We start from the raw sequence: 17,596 nt of genomic DNA, 5'->3' as shown, positions 1-17,596 counted from the left end.
CCCAGCACACACAACACTCCGCCCCTCCTAATGGTTCAAGAAACCAAAGAGAGCCGCCCCTTTCGGAGCGGCCCCTTGTAGTGAACGAGACTTGGAGGTCTGGTCGTTCTTATTCCGCAGCTTCCGCCACAACGTCCTCTTCGCGGGCTGCCTTGGTGGCTTCGCCCCACCAGATCAGCTGGTCCAGCATGTCCTTGGCCGACGATCCGATCGAACCTTCGATGGCGCTGAACGGCTTGTTCTGCTGGCCGAGCGGGTGGACGGCGAAGAAGTCGCTGCCGCCGATGTGAACGGCCGAGCGGGTGGAGACCATCTGCAGTTCCACGCCGATGCCCCGCAGGTGTTCCGCAGCGCGGGCAGCGCCTACGGTGCCGTAGCCCACGATGCCGAAGGGCTTGCGGTTCCACTCGAGGTAGGCCTGATCCAGCGCGTTCTTGAGGGCACCGGTAATGGACCGGTTGTATTCGGCAACGACGAAGATGAAGCCGTCGAACTCGCCGACCTTCTTCTGCCAGGCAACAGCGCGCTCGTCGCTCGAGGGCATCCACAGGTTGGAGGCAGCCTCGTTGAAGAAGGGCAGGTCGAAGTCGCGCAGGTCGAGAATTTCCGCGTCGATCTCGGGGCGCTCATTGGCCTTGTCGAGAATCCACTGGGCGGGCTTTTCCCCGAAACGGGTCTCGCGGGTGGACGAAATGACGACGCCGATCTTGAGCTTGGACATTGAAGCCTCCTTGGTAACAAATCGTAACTGAGGCGATATATGTGCCTATGCCGCTCGATCTCAAGAAGGCACGACCATGTCTCCCGGGCACACGCGAATGACCCAGTATCACCGATGTAAGTATCGGTGGCTCCAATGTTTCTGGCTTTGGATGGTTCCGGCAGAGACCCAGCACGATGCTTTGACTACAGCCTGGTCAACGCAGTGTTCGCTTAGCCGAAACGATCTAGCTCTCGAGAACGGCGCGGTAGCGGCGGGTGGCTTCGGCAAAGCCGAGCAACAGGGCGTCTGACGTGAGGCCATGTCCGATGGACACTTCCGCAATGCCGGGAACGGCGCGCTGGAATGCGGGCAGGTTGGCAAGGGTGAGATCGTGCCCGGCGTTCACCCCCACGCCCGCGCCCCGTGCCGCGCGGGTGGTGTCCGCCAGCTTCTCCAACTCGCGCCTGGCGGCCGCTTCGTCGTCAAAGCAGGCGCCATAGGGACCGGTGAACAATTCGATCCGGTCGGTGCCGGTGTCTCGCGCTGCCGCAACGCCCGCCTCGCCAGCGTCAGGGTCACAGAACAGCGAGATACGCCGGCCGGGTGTCTTGAGCCGGCCGATGACCTGGCGCAGCAACGCTCCCTGCCCCACAAAATCCCAGCCGTGATCGGAGGTGGCTTGCGCCGGATCGTCGGGGACCAGCGTCACCTGCTGCGGTTGGACGGCTTCAATGAGCGCCAGGAAGTCGTCGCTGGGATAGCCCTCAATGTTGAATTCCCGGTCGGGGTAGTCGCGGCGCAACAGCTCGGCCAGCTCGAACACGTCCGTGCGCCGGATGTGCCGCTCGTCGGGGCGTGGATGGACGGTAATGCCGCTCGCCCCGGCGTCGAGAACGACCCTGGCGATGCCCATGACGCTCGGCCAGGGCAGGTTCCGACGATTGCGCAACTGGGCGACGGCATTGAGGTTCACGGACAGGAGGGTCACAGGCGGGACTCGCATTCTTGAGCGGTCCCTGACCTATACACCATCGCTGTCCGTGCCCAAGCGGTCAGAGGCTTTCCTTGCCCCGCGAAATGGCAGCCAGACCCGTGCGGACCACTTCGACCAGCCCCAGCGGCTGCATGAGCGCGATGAAGCTGTCGATCTTGTCGGGCTTGCCGGTGACCTCGAAGACGAAGCTTTCGACCGTCGCGTCCACGATGTGGGCGCGGAAGGCGTCGGCGAGGCGCAGCGTTTCGCCGCGATGCTCGCCGGTGCCGGCCACCTTGATCAGCGCCAGTTCGCGCTCGATGGCAGAGCCTTCCGCCGTCAGGTCATGCACGCGGTGGACCGGCACGAGGCGCTCGAGCTGCAGCTTGATCTGCACCAGCACGCGCGGCGTGGCGGTGACGACGACGGTGATGCGGCTAAGTCGCCGGCCGTGTTCGGTCTCGCTGACTGTCAGGCTTTCGATGTTGTAGCCGCGCGCCGAGAACAGACCTACGACGCGGGCGAGGATGCCCGGTTCGTTGTCGACCAGCACGGACAGCGTGTGGCGCTCGATCTGCTGGGTTTCCTGGGTCAGGAAGTAGGCGGAGCCGGTGGGCTGCAAATGGGCGTTCATGGGATCACTCTTTCCAGGTGACGGTCTTGGCGATGGCCGCGGCCGTGTCGGACAGGTCGTCGAAGATTGCCTTGTCGGCATAGGCGGCCATGCGGACGTAACCGCTGCCCACCGGGGCGAACCATTCGGCAAAGCTGACGGGGCCATCCCGCTCGTCGGTGCCGGTGCCGGTCACCATCCAGCCATCGGCGCCCGCAAAGCTCGTTGCTTGACTGCTGGCGATGGTGACGTCGCTGAAGAGGCCGCTAACCAGATCTTCTGCCGCCTGCTGCAGGGGCGGCATGTCCGAGACGTTCGGGTGGCCATCGACCAGAATTGTGGGGACGGCGCCGCTCTCGCTGGTCCGACCGGGGGCCAGCATGATGAGGGTGCCATCGTTGACGCCGAAGGTGACGAACGGGTCGCTCGCCTCGGCGGCGAAGGGCAGCGCGCCGAGCTGGTCGGCCAGGCTGGGCGCTGCGGTGAATGCGACGGTGTCGAGCACCGCCTGCACCCCGGCCGCGTCGAACTCGCCTTCGGACGTGGTCATTTCGAGGAAGGCGCCATCGCCCGTTTCCGGGATTTTGAGCAGGGCAATCCACTTTTCGGCTGTGGTTCCGTCGCCGATGTCCTGCGTGCCATGCAGAAGCAGCACCGGACCGGCCTTGCTCTCGACGCTCGAAATGCTGTCGGCCGTGATGTTCTGGCTGGCGAAGAGCTCGTTGGCGCTCTCCACCGAGCCCATGCCCTCGGCCACGGCCTCGTAGGTTGCCGGATCGAACTGGCCGACGGTGATGATGCCCTGGGTGTCTTCGTTGATGAAGCCCGAAACAGCGGCGCCACCGATGCCCTGGGCAAACGCGTAGCCCTCCGGCGCCGGCAGGGCGACGCTGGTGTTGGGGATTTGCTGGGCCTCCTGCGCCAGGACGGGCGAGAGCATGGCCGCGCCCAGCAAGAGTGCGGCAGCGGTCTTTCTGATCCAGTGGCTAGACAAGCATCTTCCCCTTCTCGTCGATGATGTCGCCGATACCGGCAGTATCGGGCAGAATGATTTCGTTGTGCGGCTTGCCCGACGGGATCATGGGCAGGCAGTTCTCGTCCCGTTCCACCAGCACGTCGAACAGCACCGGGCCATCATAGGCGAGCATGTCGGCAATGGCCGCGTCGAGCTCGGCCGGCGTGTCGCACTTGATGCCCTTGGCCCCATAGGCCTCGGCCAGCTTGACGAAGTCGGGCAGCGATTCCGAGTAGGAATGGGCGTAGCGCGAGCCGTGCAGCAGGTCCTGCCACTGGCGGACCATGCCCATGCGCTCGTTGTTGAGGATGAACACCTTGATGGGCAGCCGATACTGCACTGCCGTCGAGAGCTCCTGCATGGTCATCTGCACCGAGGCTTCGCCGGCGATGTCGATGACGAGGGCGTCGGGGTGCGCAACCTGCACGCCCACGGCGGCCGGCAGGCCATAGCCCATCGTGCCCAGGCCGCCCGACGTCATCCAGTGATTGGGCTTGTCGAAGTGGAAGTGCTGGGCCGCCCACATCTGGTGCTGGCCCACTTCGGTGGTGATGTAGACGTCCTTGGACTGCTTGCGCGTGGCCTCGTAGAGCCGCTGGATGGCCCATTGCGGCTTGATCACGGTATCCGAGTTCTTGAAGCCCAGCGAATTGACGCTGCGCCACTTCTGGATTTCCGCCCACCACGGCGCGATCGCCTCGGTGCGCGGCTGGTTGGTGCGGCTGCGCCAGACGCGGATCATCTCCTCGAGCACGCGGTTGCAGTCGCCGACGATCGGCAGGTCGACGCGCACGATCTTGTTGATCGAGGACGGATCGATGTCGATGTGGATTTTTGTGCTGTTGGGCGAGAACGCATCGACACGGCCGGTGATGCGGTCGTCGAACCGCGCGCCGATGTTGATCATGACGTCACAGTCATGCATCGCCATGTTGGCTTCGTAGGTGCCGTGCATGCCCAGCATGCCCATCCACTGCGGATTGGACGCGGGGAAGGCGCCAAGGCCCATGAGGGTGGAGGTGACCGGAAAGCCGGTGAGCTCGGCCAGCTCGCGCAGGTTTTCCGAGGCCTCGGGGCCGGCATTGATGACGCCGCCACCGGTATAGAAGATCGGCCGCTCGGCCTTGAGCATGAGATCGACCGCCGCCTCGATGGCCTTGGCGTCGCCATCGACCTGCGGGCGATAGGATTGGTGACGCAGGCTGGCATCGTCGGGGCGGTAGTAGTCGCCCACCGCGAACTGAACGTCCTTGGGAATGTCCACGACCACCGGGCCGGGCCGGCCGGTGGTGGCGATGCGGAACGCCTCGTGCATGATGCGCGGCAGTTCGGCGATGTCCTTGACCAGGTAATTGTGCTTGGTGCAGCTGCGGGTGATGCCGACGGTGTCGCACTCCTGGAAGGCGTCGGTGCCGATCAGCGTCGTGGGGACCTGCGCCGTGATGCAGACGAGCGGGATGGAATCGAGCAGCGCGTCGGTAAGGCCGGTGACGGCATTGGTAGCGCCGGGACCGGACGTCACGAGCACCACGCCCGCCTTGCCGGTGGAGCGGGCATAGCCTTCGGCCATGTGCGTGGCGCCCTGCTCGTGCCGCACCAGGATGTGCTTGACGAAATCCTGCTGGAACATTGCGTCGTAGATCGGCAGTGCCGCGCCACCGGGGTAGCCGAAGATATGCTCGATCCCCTGGTCGGTGAGCGCCTGGATCACCATTTCCGCGCCGGTCATCTTCTCGGCCATTGTCAGCCCTTCCCTAAGTCTCGTGCCCGCATTGCGGACTTGTCGTCACCCGCCGATTTTCCGCAACAGGAAAAAAGGCAATAAAAAAGGCCCCGTTTGGGACCTGTGTTCGGCGCACCAGCTATCGCGCGGGGTATTACCCCACGGTGCCGATGCGCCTGCCTACTACGAGAATTCGTGCCCGCACTGGACCACTCCAAGACAATTCGGAACCTAGATAGAAACATTGCGGCGAGGGTGTCAAGCCTTGCCCAAGCCGTCGTGGATCGCCGCGCGGCACAGGTTTGGGGGTGGCAGCATGGCCAGCAAATGCTAAAGCCGCCTGCGACTGCCCATTCGACAGCATGGTGACATGAGCAAAACCGCGCTCGACAAGGATCTCAAACGCGTCTCCGGCCTCAACGCCGCTGGTTCGGACCTGTCCCGCAAGCTGGCCGCGCCCGGCCTCGCCCTGGTCTTCGTGCTGGGCGTCGCGGTGTGGGCTAGCCTCTCAGTGGCCCAGGGCCCTTCGACCACCATCATCGTCATCGGCGCGGTCATCTCTGCCTATATGGCCCTCAATGTCGGCGCCAACGACGTGGCCAACAACATGGGCCCGGCCGTCGGATCGCGGGCGCTCACCATGGTTGGCGCGCTGGTGATCGCCGCAATCTTCGAGGCCTCGGGCGCGTTGCTGGCGGGCGGCGACGTCGTCAATACCGTGGCGCGCGACCTCCTTACCACCACCGACATGACTGGAACGACCTTTGTCATGGTGATGATGGCGGCCTTGTTGGCTTCGGCCTTGTGGGTGAACCTGGCGACCTATATCGGCGCCCCCGTTTCGACGACGCACGCCGTGGTCGGTGGTGTGGTCGGCGCGGGGGTGGCGGCTGCGGGCTTCGGGATCGCCAACTGGTCGGTGCTGCTGACCATCTCGCTGAGCTGGGTGCTCTCGCCCGTGCTGGGCGGCATCTTTGCGGCAGCCCTCCTGGCGGTTATCCGCCGCACAATCACCACGCGCCTCGACAAAATCTCGGCGGCCCGCGTCTGGGTGCCGATTTTCGTCGCCGTCATGACGGGCATCTTCGCCATGTACCTCGCCACCAAGGGCCTCAGCCGGATCTGGAAACCAGGGCCGGTGGTGACGCTGGCGCTGGGCCTGGGCTTTGGTGCCCTGGGGTGGATCGTGGCCATGCCCATTGTCCGGCGGCAGTCGCTGCGCATGGAAAACCGCAAGAAGCACGTCGCGGCGCTGTTCCGGCTACCGCTGATCGTGTCGGCGGCGCTGCTCTCGTTCGCTCATGGCGCCAACGATGTCGCTAATGCGGTCGGTCCCTTCGCCGCGGTCGTGACCACGCTGGGGAGCGGCCATAGCCAGGCGGCCGACATCGCCCTGCCCTTCTGGGTGATGGCGATCGGTGCGCTGGGAATTTCGCTCGGGCTCGCGCTGTTCGGCCCGCGCCTCATTCGCACCGTGGGCGAGCAGATCACCAAGCTCAACGAAATCCGCGCCTATTGCGCTGCGCTTTCGGCCGCCGTGACGGTGCTGGTCGCGTCGGCCCTGGGCATGCCGGTGTCATCGACGCACATTGCCGTGGGCGCGGTGTTTGGCGTTGGCTTTCTGCGCGAATTCATCTCGCGGCGCGATATGGAGTTCAGTTCGGTGCCGGTCAATGCGCGGTTCGTCGACGCCGGCCAGCTCAATGCCACGCCCGAAGAGGCGCTGTCACGAGCCCGCAAGACAGAGCGGCGCCTCCTGGTGCGGCGCCAGCAGGTTTTCGGAATCGCGGCCGCCTGGGTGGTGACCGTACCGGCTTCGGCGGCGCTCTCGGCGCTGCTTTATTTCGCGCTGGACCTTTTCGTGGCGTGAGACGCCACGTGGCGGGCGTGAAGCTGCGCCGCCAGCCGCGCCAGCGACCGGTCGGCCAGAAGGCGCCGTGCGTCCGAAAGCGTCACCCAGTGGCGCAGGCGCAAATTCTCTTCCTGCCAGTGCTCGAACTGCTGCTCGACCAGCAGCGGAAAGAGATCGACATCGATTACCGGGGAGCCCGGCGCGCTGCTGCTGGTTCGGTAGCTGCCGAGGGGCGTGGTCTCGATGCGGCCGGCAACGCCAGCCTCCTCCAGAGCCTCCTTGGCCGCGCTGTCCCAGGGCGTCAGACCCGCCGGGACGCCCCCCTTGGGAAAGATCCAGCGTCCGGATTTGCGGGAACTGACCAGGAGAAACGCTATGCGGCCATCGATGATGGCATAGGGTATGGCGCCGCTTTGTCGAAGTCCTCCAAGGACTTCCACCCGCGGGCTCCAGTGTTTCAGGACGTTTTGCAGCATAGGTCCTTCCCCCGTTCCGGCTGCGCGACGCACGCGCGTGACGCCTCAAGGCGAGCAGCGCTCTGCCATCACGACCGCCCCTCAGCTCCTATGTCACCTGACCAGCCCGGGAAAGCCCCCATGGGCAGGCTCGCGTGGACCGGCACGAAAAAACACCCGATCGGAAAACCGATCGGGTGTCCTGCGCCCGAAGGCGCGGAGCCGCAGGGGGCGCTGCGGCTGGGGACCTTAGCCGCGCGGGCAGGTGTCCACGTAGCGAGTGCCGTTCGGGCGCTCGTAGACGCAACGGTCGTCGCTGCCCTGGACACGGCCCAGAACATCGCCGGCTGCAGCGCCGGCAACAGCGCCGATACCAGCACCAACGGCCGTGCCGACAACGTTACCGCCGGTTGCGGCGGCACCGATGACGCCACCACCGATGGCACCCACGGTCGCACCCTGCTGGGTGGTGGTGCAGGCGGCCATGGACAGGGCGGTTGCGGCGATGATCAGAATCTTGTGCATGAGGTCCTCCAAGAGATGTTCGGAGTCCAGAATGCACGCTCCAGAACAAAGTTCCGCGAGCGGTTAGGGATAGTTTAATTTATTTTGAACCGACCGGCCGCGAGAGCAGGCCCGCCGCGGCGATGGCGAGCCAGCCGAGCATCATGGCGCCACCGCCAAACGGCGCAGCGCCCGGAAAAAGCGCCTGCCCCCCGAACTCGCGCATGGCAAGATCGGCGCAGAACAGCACGGTGCCCAATCCGAGCAAAGCCCCGGCCAGCGCCAGCGGCCGCGAGCGCCCAGCCAGCCCAATCGCCAGAAGTGCCGGCCCGTGGGCGAGTGCGATCGCCGCGATGGCAGCAAGGTTGCGGCTCTCAGCGGCATGGGACGCCGCGGCCGCAGCGGCCACGCCACATGCACCGATCAGCCCGGCCAAACCCACGAGGAGGCGCATCAGCATGAGAAGCTCCATTGCCCGGCTTCCGCGCCGTCCGCCTTTGCACTAGAGGATGGAGCCCAGGCAGGAAAGACGAGAATGAGTGATCAGACGGCGCAAAATGCCAGCGCGCGACCCCGCATTGCCGAGAGCAGCTGGCGCACTGAACTGAGGGCGATGTTCGTGCTGGCCTGGCCGCTCGTCATCGCGCAACTGGCCCAGACCGCCCTGACCACGACCGACGTGATCATGATGGGCTGGCTTGGGCCCGAAGCGCTCGCGGCCGGCACACTGGCAACCAGCTTCCTGATGCCGCAGCTGCTCCTGGGCATCGGCATCGTGGGAGCGGTGGCTCCGCTAACGGCGCAGGCTCGGGGCGCGCGCGACATCAAGGCCGTGCGACGCATCGTCCGCCAGGGCTTCTGGGTCGCAATCGTCGCGGCGGCTGTCCTCGTGCCGATCATCCTGCAGATCCGCACCGTGTTCGGCTGGCTCGGCCAGGACCCGATCCTCACCGAGCGGGCGAACGAATATATCCAGATCGGTGCCTGGATGATGTTCCCGGCCCTCGCCGTCATCGTCGTTCGCTCATTTCTTTCGGCCTTCGACACGACCCGCATCATCCTGCTGGTCACGGTGGGGGGTGTTCTCGTCAATGCCGCGGCCAATTACCTCCTGATGTTCGGCGTCTTGGGCTTCCCGCGGCTTGAGCTGCGAGGAGCGGCGATTGCCACCGTGCTGACCAATATCGTGATGCTCGCCGCGCTTCTGGCCTTCGTGCTCACACATCGCCGGTTCCGCAGGTTCCATATCCTGATCCGCTTCTGGAAGCCGGACTGGCCGCGATTCATGGGCATCGTGCGGATGGGCGTGCCGATCGGTCTGACCGTGTTGGCAGAGGTGGGCCTCTTTACCGCTGCGGCCTTGCTGATGGGCCGCATCGGCACGGCCGAAGTCGCGGCCCATGCCGTGGCGCTGCAATGTGCGTCGATGGCCTTCATGGTGCCGCTCGGGCTGGGCACCGCCGCCACGGTGCGGGTCGGCGTCGCCCATGGCCGGGGCGACCGGGCGGGGATCGGCAGGGCGGGCTGGACGGCCTTTGCCCTGGGCACCGGCTTCATGGCCCTCACCTGCCTCGCCTTCGTGACGCTGGCGCCGCTGATCGTGACGCTGTTTCTGGACCCGGCCCGACCGGAAAATGCACGCGCCCTGGCGCTGGCGGCAAGTTTTCTCGGTATTGCGGGCATCTTCCAGATCGTCGACGGGGCGCAGGTGGTGGCGGCCCATGCCCTGCGCGGGCTGAGCGACACCAAGATTCCGATGCTGATCGCCATTGTCGGGTACTGGCTGGTCGGCCTGCCGGTATCCTGGTTCCTTGGCTTCCAGCTCGGCTGGGGTGGCACGGGCATCTGGACCGGCCTTGCCGCCGGGCTCGCCTTTGCCGCCGTCGCGCTCAGCACGCGATTTGCGCTGCGCGAACGGCTGGGACTGATGGCGCCCGGCCGGTCAGGCTGAGCGCACCGGCCAGTCGCCGAAGCGGTTGCGAAACCAGGTGCGCTGCCGCTTGGCATATTGCTGCGTCGCGATCACGGCGCGGTCCACCGCCTCCTCGCGCGACAGCTGGCCGTCGAGCCAGGCCGAAATTTCCGGCACGCCGATGGCCTTCATTGCGGGCAGGCCCGGATCGAGACCAAGCGCGCGCAGGGCCTCGACCTCCACGACGGCCCCCTGCTCCATCATCGTCGCGAAACGCCGCGCGATGCGCTCGCGCAGGACATGGCGCTCGGGCATCAGCACCATCCGCTCCACGTGCCAGCCTTCGAGCAAAGGCGGCGGCACCGGCTCGTCCTGAAAGCCGGAGAGCGGCCGTCCGGTGGCGCGTTTGACGGCCAGGGCGCGGATGACTCGCTGCGGGTCCGCAACGCCGATCCGCTCCGCCGTCGCGGCGTCCTCACGTTGCAGCAAAGCCATGCGGCCGGCCTGATCGAGCCCCGCAATCTCGTGGCTGACCGCCTCGACGATCTCCGGGGCGATCGGCGGCACCTCGGCGAATCCCTGTGTCAGCGCATCGAAGTAAAGTCCCGTGCCACCGACGAAAATCACCTCCTGGTCGGGTGCAACGGCCGCCAGTTCCCGCTCCACGGCGCGCAACCACGCGCCGGTCGAGAACCGCAGCGACGCGGGGACGAACCCGTAGAGGCGATGCTCGGCGGCCGTGAGATCGTCTGCGCCGGGGCGGGCGGTCAAAAGGGCAAGCGTGTCATAGACTTGCATGGCATCAGCATTGAAGATGACGCCCTGCGTGCGGCGCGCGCGCTCCAGGGCCAGCGCCGACTTGCCGCTTGCCGTCGGACCCGCTATCAGAACCGCGCGCCTCTGGGTGCTCACCCGTTTCCCCCGAGAGTTCTCATCGCCATGCCCGTCCTCGTGCTCGTCGCCAATCCCGCCGACCCTGAACTCGACGCGGCCCTGGCCGCCAGTGTGGTGCAGCAAACCGGCGGCGAACTCAACTGGCTGAGCCACGGCATCGCGTGCGAAATCCTCGAACCGAAGGACGAGCATGCGCTCGAAACGGCCCGCGAGATCGTGGGCGAGCGGCGTGTGGATGCCAACCTTGTGCCCAGCGAAGGCCGCCGCAAGCGGCTGCTGATTGCCGACATGGATTCCACCATGATCGAGCAGGAATGCGTCGATGAACTGGCTGCCGCGCTCGACCTCAAGGACAAGGTTGCCGACATCACCGACCGGGCCATGCGGGGCGAGCTCGATTTCGCCGAGGCGCTGGACACGCGGGTCGCCTTGCTCAAGGGGCTGGAGCGCTCCGTCATCGAGGAAATCCGCCGCGAGGCCATCACGTTGGCGCCGGGCGGCCGGGCCCTGGTGCAGACCATGAAGGCCTATGGCGCCTATACCTCGCTGGTCTCGGGCGGGTTCACCTTCTTTGCCGACTATTTCGCCAAGCGGATCGGCTTCGACGAGGCGGTCGCCAATGTGCTGGAATTCGAGGGCGAGCGGCTGACCGGGACGGTCCAGAAGCCGATCGTCGACAAGAACACCAAGAAGGCCCGGCTCGAGCAACTGGTCGATGAAAAGGGGCTGGACCTCAACGACGCCATCGCGGTGGGTGATGGGGCCAACGACCTCGACATGATCGGCATTGCCGGGTTCGGGGTGGCGCTGCACGCCAAGCCGACGGTGGCTGCAGCGGCCGATATCCGGATCGACCACGGCGACCTGACGGCGTTGCTCTATCTGCAAGGCTATGCCGAGGACGATTTCGTCCGCTAGAGAACGCCGCACCCTCCATCAGGAAAAACAAAGGCCGATGCGGAGAACCGCACCGGCCTTTTCGTTCATGCCCTGTGGCTGGTTACTGAGCCGGTGCCGGGGCTGCCTGAGGCTCCGCATTTGCTGCAGGGGCCGTCGTTGCCGGGGCCGACGTCAGATCGGCTGGGTCCGTTTCCTCTGCTGGCGCCGTTTCCTCTGCTGGCAGCGTTTCGGACGCGGGCTCGGGAATGGTGGTGCCGGTCGTCGGCTCGAGCTGCGATCCGTCGTCGAGCGTGATCGACGGTGGCACCGTTTCCTCGATGCCCATGCCGTCCAGCGCAGGCTCGTCGTCCCCGGTGCTGGGCACCTCGATGGCCTGCGGCTGGCGCGGCGGCGCCGGGTTGGGATTGGCCGGTGGCAATTCGCCATTGGAGCCGAAGTACCGGAAGAACGCGCTGTCGGGCGAGAGCACCATGGTGGTGTTCGAGCTCTTGAGGGCCTGGCGGTAGGATTCCATCGAGCGGTAGAACTCGAAGAATTCCGGATCCTGAGTATAGGCCGCCGCGAAGATGCGGCTGCGTTCGGCATCGCCCTGGCCGCGGATGATTTCCGCGTCGCGGGTCGCCGCCGCCACGATCTCGACGGCCTGACGGTCGGCGATGGCGCGCAGGCTCTGGGCCTGCTCCTGGCCACGGGCCCGCAGCAGCGCCGCCTCGGCCAGACGCTCGGCCCGCATGCGTTCGTAAGTACGCTCGCGTACTTCCTCGGCAAGGTCGGTCCGCAGGATGCGCACGTCGACGATGGTGATGCCCAGTTGCGCCATTTCCGGACGCATCAGGTCACGCGCCTCGAGCATCATCTGCGAGCGCTGTTCGGACAGGGCCGCATTGAACTCGCGCAGGCCGTAGACGTCGCGCAGGGCGTTGGCGAAGCGCGTGGCGATACGATCCTGGGCGACCGAGAGCTGGCCCAGGGCCCGTTCGCGGAAGAGGGCCGGATCGGTGATGCGGTAGGTGAGAAACGCGTCGACTTCATAGAACGCGCCGCCCGAAACCTGCACGGTCATGTCGGAGATGTCCTGACGCAGCAGGCGGTCTTCGATGATCTGCACGGTGTCGATGAAGTCGGTCGGGATCTTGAAGTAGAGGCCGGGTTCCTCGTGCACGTCGATGATCTGGCCGAAGCGCAGCACGATGGCCTGCTGGCGTTCGTTGACCACATACATGGTGGAGAACAGGACGTAGAGCGCAGCCAGAACAACGGCGCCGATAATGTAGATGCGGTTGCTCATGCTCAGTTCCCCGTAGACGTGGTGGAGGACGGGGCGTTGTTGCCGCTGCTGTTACTGCTCGAGCCGCCGCTGCTGTTGGCCCGCAATTCGGGCAACGGCAGGTACGGAACCACGCCGGAGCCGCCCGCGGTGCCATCTTCCATGAGAACCTTGCTGGAGCCGCCCAGCACCTGCTCCATGGTCTCGAGATAGAGACGCTTGCGCGTCACTTCGGGCGCGTTGACATACTCGGCATAGATCGAGTTGAAGCGCTCGGCCTCACCGGTTGCTTCCTGGACCACGCGGTTGGCGTAAGCGGCCGCTTCTTCGCGGATCGCCGCGGCCTGACCGCGCGAGTCGCCCAACAAGGTATTGGCGTAGGAACGGGCTTCTTCCTGCAGGCGATCCTCGTCCTGCTCGGCGCGCTGCACCTCGTTGAAGGCGTCGGCCACTTCGGCCGGCGGAGCGCCGTTTTCGATGGAAATCTGGCTGACGTTGACGCCCATATTGTAGCTGTCGAGAATGCTCTGCGTGATCTGCTGCACCTCTGCGGCGATGCCCGCACGATCATCGCGGAAGATGTCCTGCGCCGGGCGGCGGCCCACGACCTCGCGCATGGCGCTTTCGGCCGCATTGGTGACCATGTCTTCCGGATCACGTACGTTGAACAGGTAGTCGATCGGGTTCGACACGGACCACAGCACCGCAAAGCGCACGTCCACGATGTTCTGGTCGCCCGAAAGCATCAGCCCATCATCGGTGCCGCCGCGTCCGCCGGTATTGGTGGAGCCGATCGTCGACTGGTTTTCCGAGATGTTGACCTTCTCGACCGTCTCGATCGGCCAGAGGTGGAAGTGCAGGCCCGGCATGGACAGTTCCTGCTTGGGCTGCCCAAGCCGCAGTTCCACGCCGACCTCACTCGACCCGACGGTATAGACCGAGTTGAGCGCCCAGAACGCGACCGCGACGACAATGCCGCCGACGATCAGCCAGCGGCCACCGGGGACGCCACCGCGGAACTGGTCGCGGCCGCGGTTCAGGATGTCCTCGAGATTGGGAGTATTGCCGCCCCCCGGGCGACGAGGGCCGCCGCCACCTCCGCCGGGCGCCTGCCCCCAGGGGCCGCCAGTGTTGCGGCCGCCCCCGCCTCCATTATTCTCCCAAGGCATCGCTTTCCTTCCGGATCGTTCGATAAATCTTTGGAACCATATATAAGCAAGCCTTGCGGCCGATCAATGTGCGCCCGGCTCCGCGCGCTCGTAGACGCGGATGATGTAGCTGGCCGCATCCGATGCCGCGGGCGGGTTGTCGATGATGTCGGAAGGCCGCCATTCCTCGGGGTTTATGGGGGGAAAGCGCACATCGCCCTCGGGTTCGAGGTCGACATGAGTGATGTAGAGCCGGTCAGCCACCGGCATTGCCTGCGCGTAAATGTCGCCGCCGCCGATGACCATGACTTCATCGAGGTGGCTGGCTTCGGCCAGCCGCCGCCCCGCCGCCAACGCCTCCTGCAGGTTATGCCGCACCAGAACCTCCGGGTCCTCGACCTGATATTGGGGCTGACGCGTCACCACGATGTGGGGCCGGCCGGGCAAGGGCTTGGGAAAAGTCTCGAACTGCTTGCGCCCCATCACCATGGGCTTGCCCATGGTGGCGCGCTTGAACCAGGCGAAGTCCGACGGGATGCGCCAGGGCATGTCGCCGTCCCGGCCGATCACGCCGTTGCGGGCCACGGCAGCAATGAGTGCGATCTTGGGCGGCATCCGGAACTCCTCTTGACTGTAGGCCTGACGTAAACGGTGCAGTCCCGCGCCTCAAGGGGATGAATGGTTCAAGAAGGACTTAGAGCGAGGCAAGCCTCTCCAGTGCCGCGCCATCGATCCGCACCTTTGTCCACTCGTCCTGCAGGACGCCGCCCTGGCTCTTGTAGAAGCGGATGGAGGGTTCGTTCCAATCGAGTACCCACCATTCGAACCGGCCCAGCTGCTCGCGGGCGCAGCGCTGCGCCAGGTGGACCAGCAAGGCCTTGCCGATGCCCTGCCCGCGCAGCGCCGGATCCACGTACAGATCTTCGAGCCAGATGCCGTGCCGGCCCTGGAAGGTGGAATAGGTGTAGAACCAGAGCGCGAACCCGGCCGGCCTGCCCTGCCACTCGGCGATCTCGCAAAAGACTTTGGGGGCGGGCCCGAAAAGGTCGCGAGCGATGTCCGCCTCGCTCGCCTGCACCTCGTGCGCCAGCTTCTCGTACTCGGCCAACTGCCTGATGAACTGGAGAACCAACGCCGCATCGGCGGGTTCGGCTCGGCGGATGGTGGGTGCGGGCTGTTCGGAGATTGTCATAGGCACCCGATACTTCCGACGCAGCCGCGCGACAAGACCCTCGCCCGAGGCGCGTTTACTTGTTTGGCATGTATCCATGCGGCGAACACTTGCGCAGATCGTACCGTCCAAATTAAATTCGGGTGCGGCAAATACTGCCGTTGAGGGATCAAATGAAAACCACTGTTGCACTTCTGGCCCTGGCCGCCCTGGCCGCGGGCACGGCGGGCGCTGCGGCACTCGACCGCCACGTCCGCATCAACAATACGTCGTCCTACGACATCATCGAGTTCTACGCCTCGAACACGGGTTCGAAGTCCTGGGAGGAAGACATCCTGGGCAAGAACATCCTGCCGGCCGGCGAGAGCGTGATGATCAACATCGACGACGGCAGCGGTTACTGCAAATACGACTTCATGGCCGTGTTCGAGGACGGCGACCAGGTCACCTCCGCCAACAACAATGTCTGCGAGCTGGCCGAATTCAGCTTCACCGACTAGGTGCGTGCTTCGGCAGGGCTTCGGCGGGGTCGCCGGCGAAGTCCTGCCCTCAAGGCTCGTAGCGGTCCAGAATGAGGATTTCGAGCTCCTGCTCCGGCCAGTAGTTCTCCGCCGTCATCTCGAAAGTCGTGGGCCCGATCTTGCGCACGTTCTCGCCGCAGAAGGACACCAGATTGTCCGGGCTGCCCTTGTCGACCACGAGCCGGAACTTGCCGATGCCGCCGCCGGCCCAGTTGCCGCCCGTGGTGAGGATGTAGGAAAGCCAGCTCTCGGTGAAGGGCGCGGACCAGGGCTCGTCCGGATTGGCCAGGGTTTTTCTGACGGCGGCGACAAAACTGTCATCGGTGCAATACTTGCGGCGATAGTCGCTGGCCGGGTCGTAGCCGTCCGAGGGCTCTGACAGGAAAGACACGCCGGTGGTACCGCCGACGCTGGGGACATAGCGGTGTTCGACCGTCACCGTCTTGCCCGCGGGGAAAGTGGCCTCCCAGGTATAGGCCGCCCGGTAGGTCCAGTTGGGCCAGTGATGGACTTCCCAGCCTTCGCCCGCATCGTATTCGTCCGGCACAGCGAGGCCCAGATGCAGGAATTCGGCTGTGTCGGCCTCATCCAGCCCGTCGACGGCGTCGATCGCCGCCTGCCCCATGGGGTAGAGCGGCACGTGCATCTTCTCGAGCAGCTTGGTTCGATCCACGCCAGCGGCGAAGGCATATTCGTGCAGCGTCGCCTCGACCGGCTGGCCATCGAACGTGGTGCGGAACTGGAAGATGTTGTCGTCCGGCCCGGTGGGATAGGCCACGGGAGAGAAGTGATCGGGCACGATATCGGGCATGGGGAAGGCCACGAGTACGTGCTGGTCGGCGTCGCTGTCGTTGCGGAAGCGGTAGACGACGCGGATCTCTTGCGTGGAGATGAAGAGGTCTTCGCTCTCCATGGCGATCTCGCCATGCGTCACGAATTCGAGCCCGCCCGTGGTGAGCACGGCGGCCGTATCGTTGGCGAGGGCCGGCGGCACAAGGGCCAGTGCGGCGGCCACGAGACACACGCGCTTCATCATCATCCTCCCAGGGATTTCAACGCCGTAGCGGCCGCGCCGGACTCTCGAGCGGAGCATGAGCCAAAGGAGTTCTAGCGGGTTTTTCTGGCGGCGAGAATTGGCTGCGCGCGGTTCACACAGCGATCGGCGCGGCGATGCGCGGATGGGGGTCGTAGCCTTCGAAGGCGAAGTCCTCGTAGACGAAATCCTCGATGCGCCGGCGATCGGGGTTCATGATCAGCCTGGGCAGCGGCCTCGGCTCCCGCGTGAGCTGCAGGCGGGCCTGCTCGAAATGGTTCGAATAGATGTGCGCATCGCCCAGCGTGTGGACGAAGTCGCCGACCTCGAGATCGCAGACCTGCGCCACCATGTGGGTGAGCAGCGCGTAGGAGGCGATGTTGAAGGGGACGCCGAGAAAGGTGTCGGCCGAGCGCTGGTAGAGCTGGCAGCTGAGCTTGCCCTTGGCCACGTAGAACTGGAACAGCGCGTGACAGGGCGGCAGCGCCATATTGTCCACCTCCGCCGGATTCCACGCCGAGACGATGTGGCGGCGGCTGTCGGGCTTGGCCTTGATCTGATCAATGACGTTCTGCAGCTGATCGATATTCCGCCCATCGGGCGCCGGCCAGCTCCGCCACTGCGATCCATAGACGGGGCCGAGATCGCCGTTTTCGTCAGCCCATTCGTCCCAGATGGTGACGCCGCGCTCCTGCAGCCAGCGCACATTGGTTTCGCCGCGAATGAACCAGAGCAGTTCGTAGATGATGGACTTCAGGTGCAGCTTCTTGGTGGTGACGAGCGGAAAGCCCTTCGAGAGATCGAAGCGCATCTGGTAGCCGAAGAGCGAGCGCGTGCCGGTGCCGGTGCGGTCGGCCTTGTCGGTGCCGTTTTCGAGGATGTCGGAGAGAAGCTGGAGATAGGGCTGCATGG

Annotated in this window: 18 protein-coding genes and 1 pseudogene; 4 read left to right on the top strand and 15 right to left on the bottom strand. The window is 65.3% G+C overall.

Annotated elements, in window-relative coordinates:
- Positions 1 to 109 precede the first annotated feature (109 nt).
- The 5 genes from IC608_RS01870 to IC608_RS01850 all read right to left on the bottom strand — a co-directional run bounded on the left by IC608_RS01870 (position 110) and on the right by IC608_RS01850 (position 5,045).
- Positions 110 to 721: an NADPH-dependent FMN reductase gene (locus IC608_RS01870; RefSeq protein ID WP_191772330.1), complete on the bottom strand. Its 612-nt coding sequence runs from the start codon at positions 719 to 721 to the stop codon at positions 110 to 112.
- A 226-nt stretch (positions 722 to 947) separates the two neighbouring features.
- Positions 948 to 1,691 (bottom strand): pyridoxine 5'-phosphate synthase, encoded by a 744-nt coding sequence (locus IC608_RS01865; RefSeq protein WP_428053967.1) that lies wholly within the window; start codon positions 1,689 to 1,691, stop codon positions 948 to 950.
- A gap of 64 nt (positions 1,692 to 1,755) precedes the next feature.
- On the bottom strand, positions 1,756 to 2,310 hold the full coding sequence (gene ilvN / locus IC608_RS01860) for an acetolactate synthase small subunit (protein WP_191772328.1): 555 nt from the start codon (positions 2,308 to 2,310) through the stop codon (positions 1,756 to 1,758).
- A gap of 4 nt (positions 2,311 to 2,314) precedes the next feature.
- Entirely contained in the window at positions 2,315 to 3,283 is a 969-nt protein-coding gene (locus tag IC608_RS01855; protein WP_191772327.1) for a hypothetical protein, read from the bottom strand.
- Positions 3,276 to 5,045, bottom strand: a complete 1,770-nt coding sequence (locus tag IC608_RS01850) for an acetolactate synthase 3 large subunit (protein WP_191772326.1) — start codon at positions 5,043 to 5,045, stop codon at positions 3,276 to 3,278. The genes IC608_RS01855 and IC608_RS01850 overlap by 8 nt, the downstream gene beginning before the upstream one ends.
- A gap of 352 nt (positions 5,046 to 5,397) precedes the next feature.
- Between IC608_RS01850 and IC608_RS01845 the strand changes: the two genes are divergently transcribed.
- On the top strand, positions 5,398 to 6,897 hold the full coding sequence (locus IC608_RS01845) for an inorganic phosphate transporter (RefSeq protein ID WP_191772325.1): 1,500 nt from the start codon (positions 5,398 to 5,400) through the stop codon (positions 6,895 to 6,897).
- Here the strand turns inward: IC608_RS01845 and IC608_RS01840 are convergent.
- The 3 genes from IC608_RS01840 to IC608_RS01830 all read right to left on the bottom strand — a co-directional run bounded on the left by IC608_RS01840 (position 6,867) and on the right by IC608_RS01830 (position 8,298).
- Positions 6,867 to 7,355 (bottom strand): NUDIX hydrolase, encoded by a 489-nt coding sequence (locus IC608_RS01840; protein ID WP_191772324.1) that lies wholly within the window; start codon positions 7,353 to 7,355, stop codon positions 6,867 to 6,869. The genes IC608_RS01845 and IC608_RS01840 overlap by 31 nt on opposite strands.
- Before the next feature lie 228 nt (positions 7,356 to 7,583).
- Positions 7,584 to 7,859: a hypothetical protein gene (locus IC608_RS01835; RefSeq protein WP_191772323.1), complete on the bottom strand. Its 276-nt coding sequence runs from the start codon at positions 7,857 to 7,859 to the stop codon at positions 7,584 to 7,586.
- Positions 7,860 to 7,938: 79 nt separating this feature from the next.
- Positions 7,939 to 8,298: a DUF423 domain-containing protein gene (locus tag IC608_RS01830; protein ID WP_248306146.1), complete on the bottom strand. Its 360-nt coding sequence runs from the start codon at positions 8,296 to 8,298 to the stop codon at positions 7,939 to 7,941.
- 75 nt (positions 8,299 to 8,373) lie between these two features.
- Here IC608_RS01830 and IC608_RS01825 point away from each other — a divergent pair, with 75 nt between their 5' ends.
- Positions 8,374 to 9,789, top strand: a complete 1,416-nt coding sequence (locus IC608_RS01825) for an MATE family efflux transporter (protein ID WP_191772321.1) — start codon at positions 8,374 to 8,376, stop codon at positions 9,787 to 9,789.
- On the opposite strand, the gene miaA is transcribed toward IC608_RS01825, so the two are convergent.
- Complete coding sequence (gene miaA / locus IC608_RS01820; RefSeq protein ID WP_191772320.1) at positions 9,781 to 10,662, bottom strand: tRNA (adenosine(37)-N6)-dimethylallyltransferase MiaA; 882 nt, start codon at positions 10,660 to 10,662, stop codon at positions 9,781 to 9,783. The two genes, IC608_RS01825 and miaA, sit on opposite strands and share 9 nt — an antisense overlap.
- A gap of 27 nt (positions 10,663 to 10,689) precedes the next feature.
- Between miaA and serB the strand changes: the two genes are divergently transcribed.
- Positions 10,690 to 11,562 carry a phosphoserine phosphatase SerB gene (serB, locus tag IC608_RS01815; RefSeq protein ID WP_191772319.1) on the top strand — a complete coding sequence of 291 codons (873 nt, stop codon included), beginning with the start codon at positions 10,690 to 10,692 and terminating at the stop codon, positions 11,560 to 11,562.
- Between the two features lie 331 nt (positions 11,563 to 11,893).
- Here the strand turns inward: serB and hflC are convergent.
- The 4 genes and pseudogenes from hflC to IC608_RS01795 form a co-directional block, all read right to left on the bottom strand.
- Positions 11,894 to 12,832 (bottom strand): annotated as a pseudogene (hflC, locus tag IC608_RS01810) (protease modulator HflC); the annotation flags it as partial.
- A gap of 2 nt (positions 12,833 to 12,834) precedes the next feature.
- Entirely contained in the window at positions 12,835 to 13,980 is a 1,146-nt protein-coding gene (hflK, locus tag IC608_RS01805; RefSeq protein WP_191772317.1) for an FtsH protease activity modulator HflK, read from the bottom strand.
- 63 nt (positions 13,981 to 14,043) lie between these two features.
- Positions 14,044 to 14,574 carry a dihydrofolate reductase gene (locus tag IC608_RS01800; RefSeq protein ID WP_191772316.1) on the bottom strand — a complete coding sequence of 177 codons (531 nt, stop codon included), beginning with the start codon at positions 14,572 to 14,574 and terminating at the stop codon, positions 14,044 to 14,046.
- Positions 14,575 to 14,653: 79 nt separating this feature from the next.
- The gene (locus tag IC608_RS01795; RefSeq protein WP_191772315.1) at positions 14,654 to 15,151 is read right to left on the bottom strand and encodes a GNAT family N-acetyltransferase; all 498 of its coding nucleotides are present in this window, start codon (positions 15,149 to 15,151) and stop codon (positions 14,654 to 14,656) included.
- Positions 15,152 to 15,303: 152 nt separating this feature from the next.
- Between IC608_RS01795 and IC608_RS01790 the strand changes: the two genes are divergently transcribed.
- A complete protein-coding gene (locus IC608_RS01790) occupies positions 15,304 to 15,630 on the top strand; it encodes a hypothetical protein (RefSeq protein WP_191772314.1) in 327 nt (108 codons plus the stop codon).
- A gap of 49 nt (positions 15,631 to 15,679) precedes the next feature.
- Here the strand turns inward: IC608_RS01790 and IC608_RS01785 are convergent, their stop codons facing one another.
- Positions 15,680 to 16,684 (bottom strand): DUF4424 domain-containing protein, encoded by a 1,005-nt coding sequence (locus IC608_RS01785; RefSeq protein ID WP_191772313.1) that lies wholly within the window; start codon positions 16,682 to 16,684, stop codon positions 15,680 to 15,682.
- 115 nt (positions 16,685 to 16,799) lie between these two features.
- Positions 16,800 to 17,594, bottom strand: coding sequence for a thymidylate synthase (locus IC608_RS01780; protein WP_191772312.1), 795 nt, complete (start codon positions 17,592 to 17,594; stop codon positions 16,800 to 16,802).
- Between the last annotated feature and the right edge of the window lie 2 nt (positions 17,595 to 17,596).

The organism is Devosia oryzisoli, from assembly GCF_014837245.1.
GTDB classification, from domain to species: domain Bacteria; phylum Pseudomonadota; class Alphaproteobacteria; order Rhizobiales; family Devosiaceae; genus Devosia; species Devosia oryzisoli.
The sequence above is the reverse complement of the archived record's forward strand: the minus strand, read 5'-3'. Positions and strand labels throughout refer to the sequence as shown.

What these genes read in the sequence shown, in the direction of transcription:
- IC608_RS01870 (WP_191772330.1), bottom strand. Translation starts at nt 721, where the DNA reads ATGTCCAAGCTCAAGATCGGCGTCGTCATTTCGTCCACCCGCGAGACC.
- ilvN (WP_191772328.1), bottom strand. Translation starts at nt 2,310, where the DNA reads ATGAACGCCCATTTGCAGCCCACCGGCTCCGCCTACTTCCTGACCCAG.
- IC608_RS01850 (WP_191772326.1), bottom strand. Translation starts at nt 5,045, where the DNA reads ATGGCCGAGAAGATGACCGGCGCGGAAATGGTGATCCAGGCGCTCACC.
- IC608_RS01845 (WP_191772325.1), top strand. Translation starts at nt 5,398, where the DNA reads ATGAGCAAAACCGCGCTCGACAAGGATCTCAAACGCGTCTCCGGCCTC.
- IC608_RS01840 (WP_191772324.1), bottom strand. Translation starts at nt 7,355, where the DNA reads ATGCTGCAAAACGTCCTGAAACACTGGAGCCCGCGGGTGGAAGTCCTT.
- IC608_RS01835 (WP_191772323.1), bottom strand. Translation starts at nt 7,859, where the DNA reads ATGCACAAGATTCTGATCATCGCCGCAACCGCCCTGTCCATGGCCGCC.
- IC608_RS01830 (WP_248306146.1), bottom strand. Translation starts at nt 8,298, where the DNA reads ATGCTGATGCGCCTCCTCGTGGGTTTGGCCGGGCTGATCGGTGCATGT.
- IC608_RS01825 (WP_191772321.1), top strand. Translation starts at nt 8,374, where the DNA reads ATGAGTGATCAGACGGCGCAAAATGCCAGCGCGCGACCCCGCATTGCC.
- serB (WP_191772319.1), top strand. Translation starts at nt 10,690, where the DNA reads ATGCCCGTCCTCGTGCTCGTCGCCAATCCCGCCGACCCTGAACTCGAC.
- hflK (WP_191772317.1), bottom strand. Translation starts at nt 13,980, where the DNA reads ATGCCTTGGGAGAATAATGGAGGCGGGGGCGGCCGCAACACTGGCGGC.
- IC608_RS01800 (WP_191772316.1), bottom strand. Translation starts at nt 14,574, where the DNA reads ATGCCGCCCAAGATCGCACTCATTGCTGCCGTGGCCCGCAACGGCGTG.
- IC608_RS01795 (WP_191772315.1), bottom strand. Translation starts at nt 15,151, where the DNA reads ATGACAATCTCCGAACAGCCCGCACCCACCATCCGCCGAGCCGAACCC.
- IC608_RS01790 (WP_191772314.1), top strand. Translation starts at nt 15,304, where the DNA reads ATGAAAACCACTGTTGCACTTCTGGCCCTGGCCGCCCTGGCCGCGGGC.
- IC608_RS01785 (WP_191772313.1), bottom strand. Translation starts at nt 16,684, where the DNA reads ATGAAGCGCGTGTGTCTCGTGGCCGCCGCACTGGCCCTTGTGCCGCCG.
- IC608_RS01780 (WP_191772312.1), bottom strand. Translation starts at nt 17,594, where the DNA reads ATGCAGCCCTATCTCCAGCTTCTCTCCGACATCCTCGAAAACGGCACC.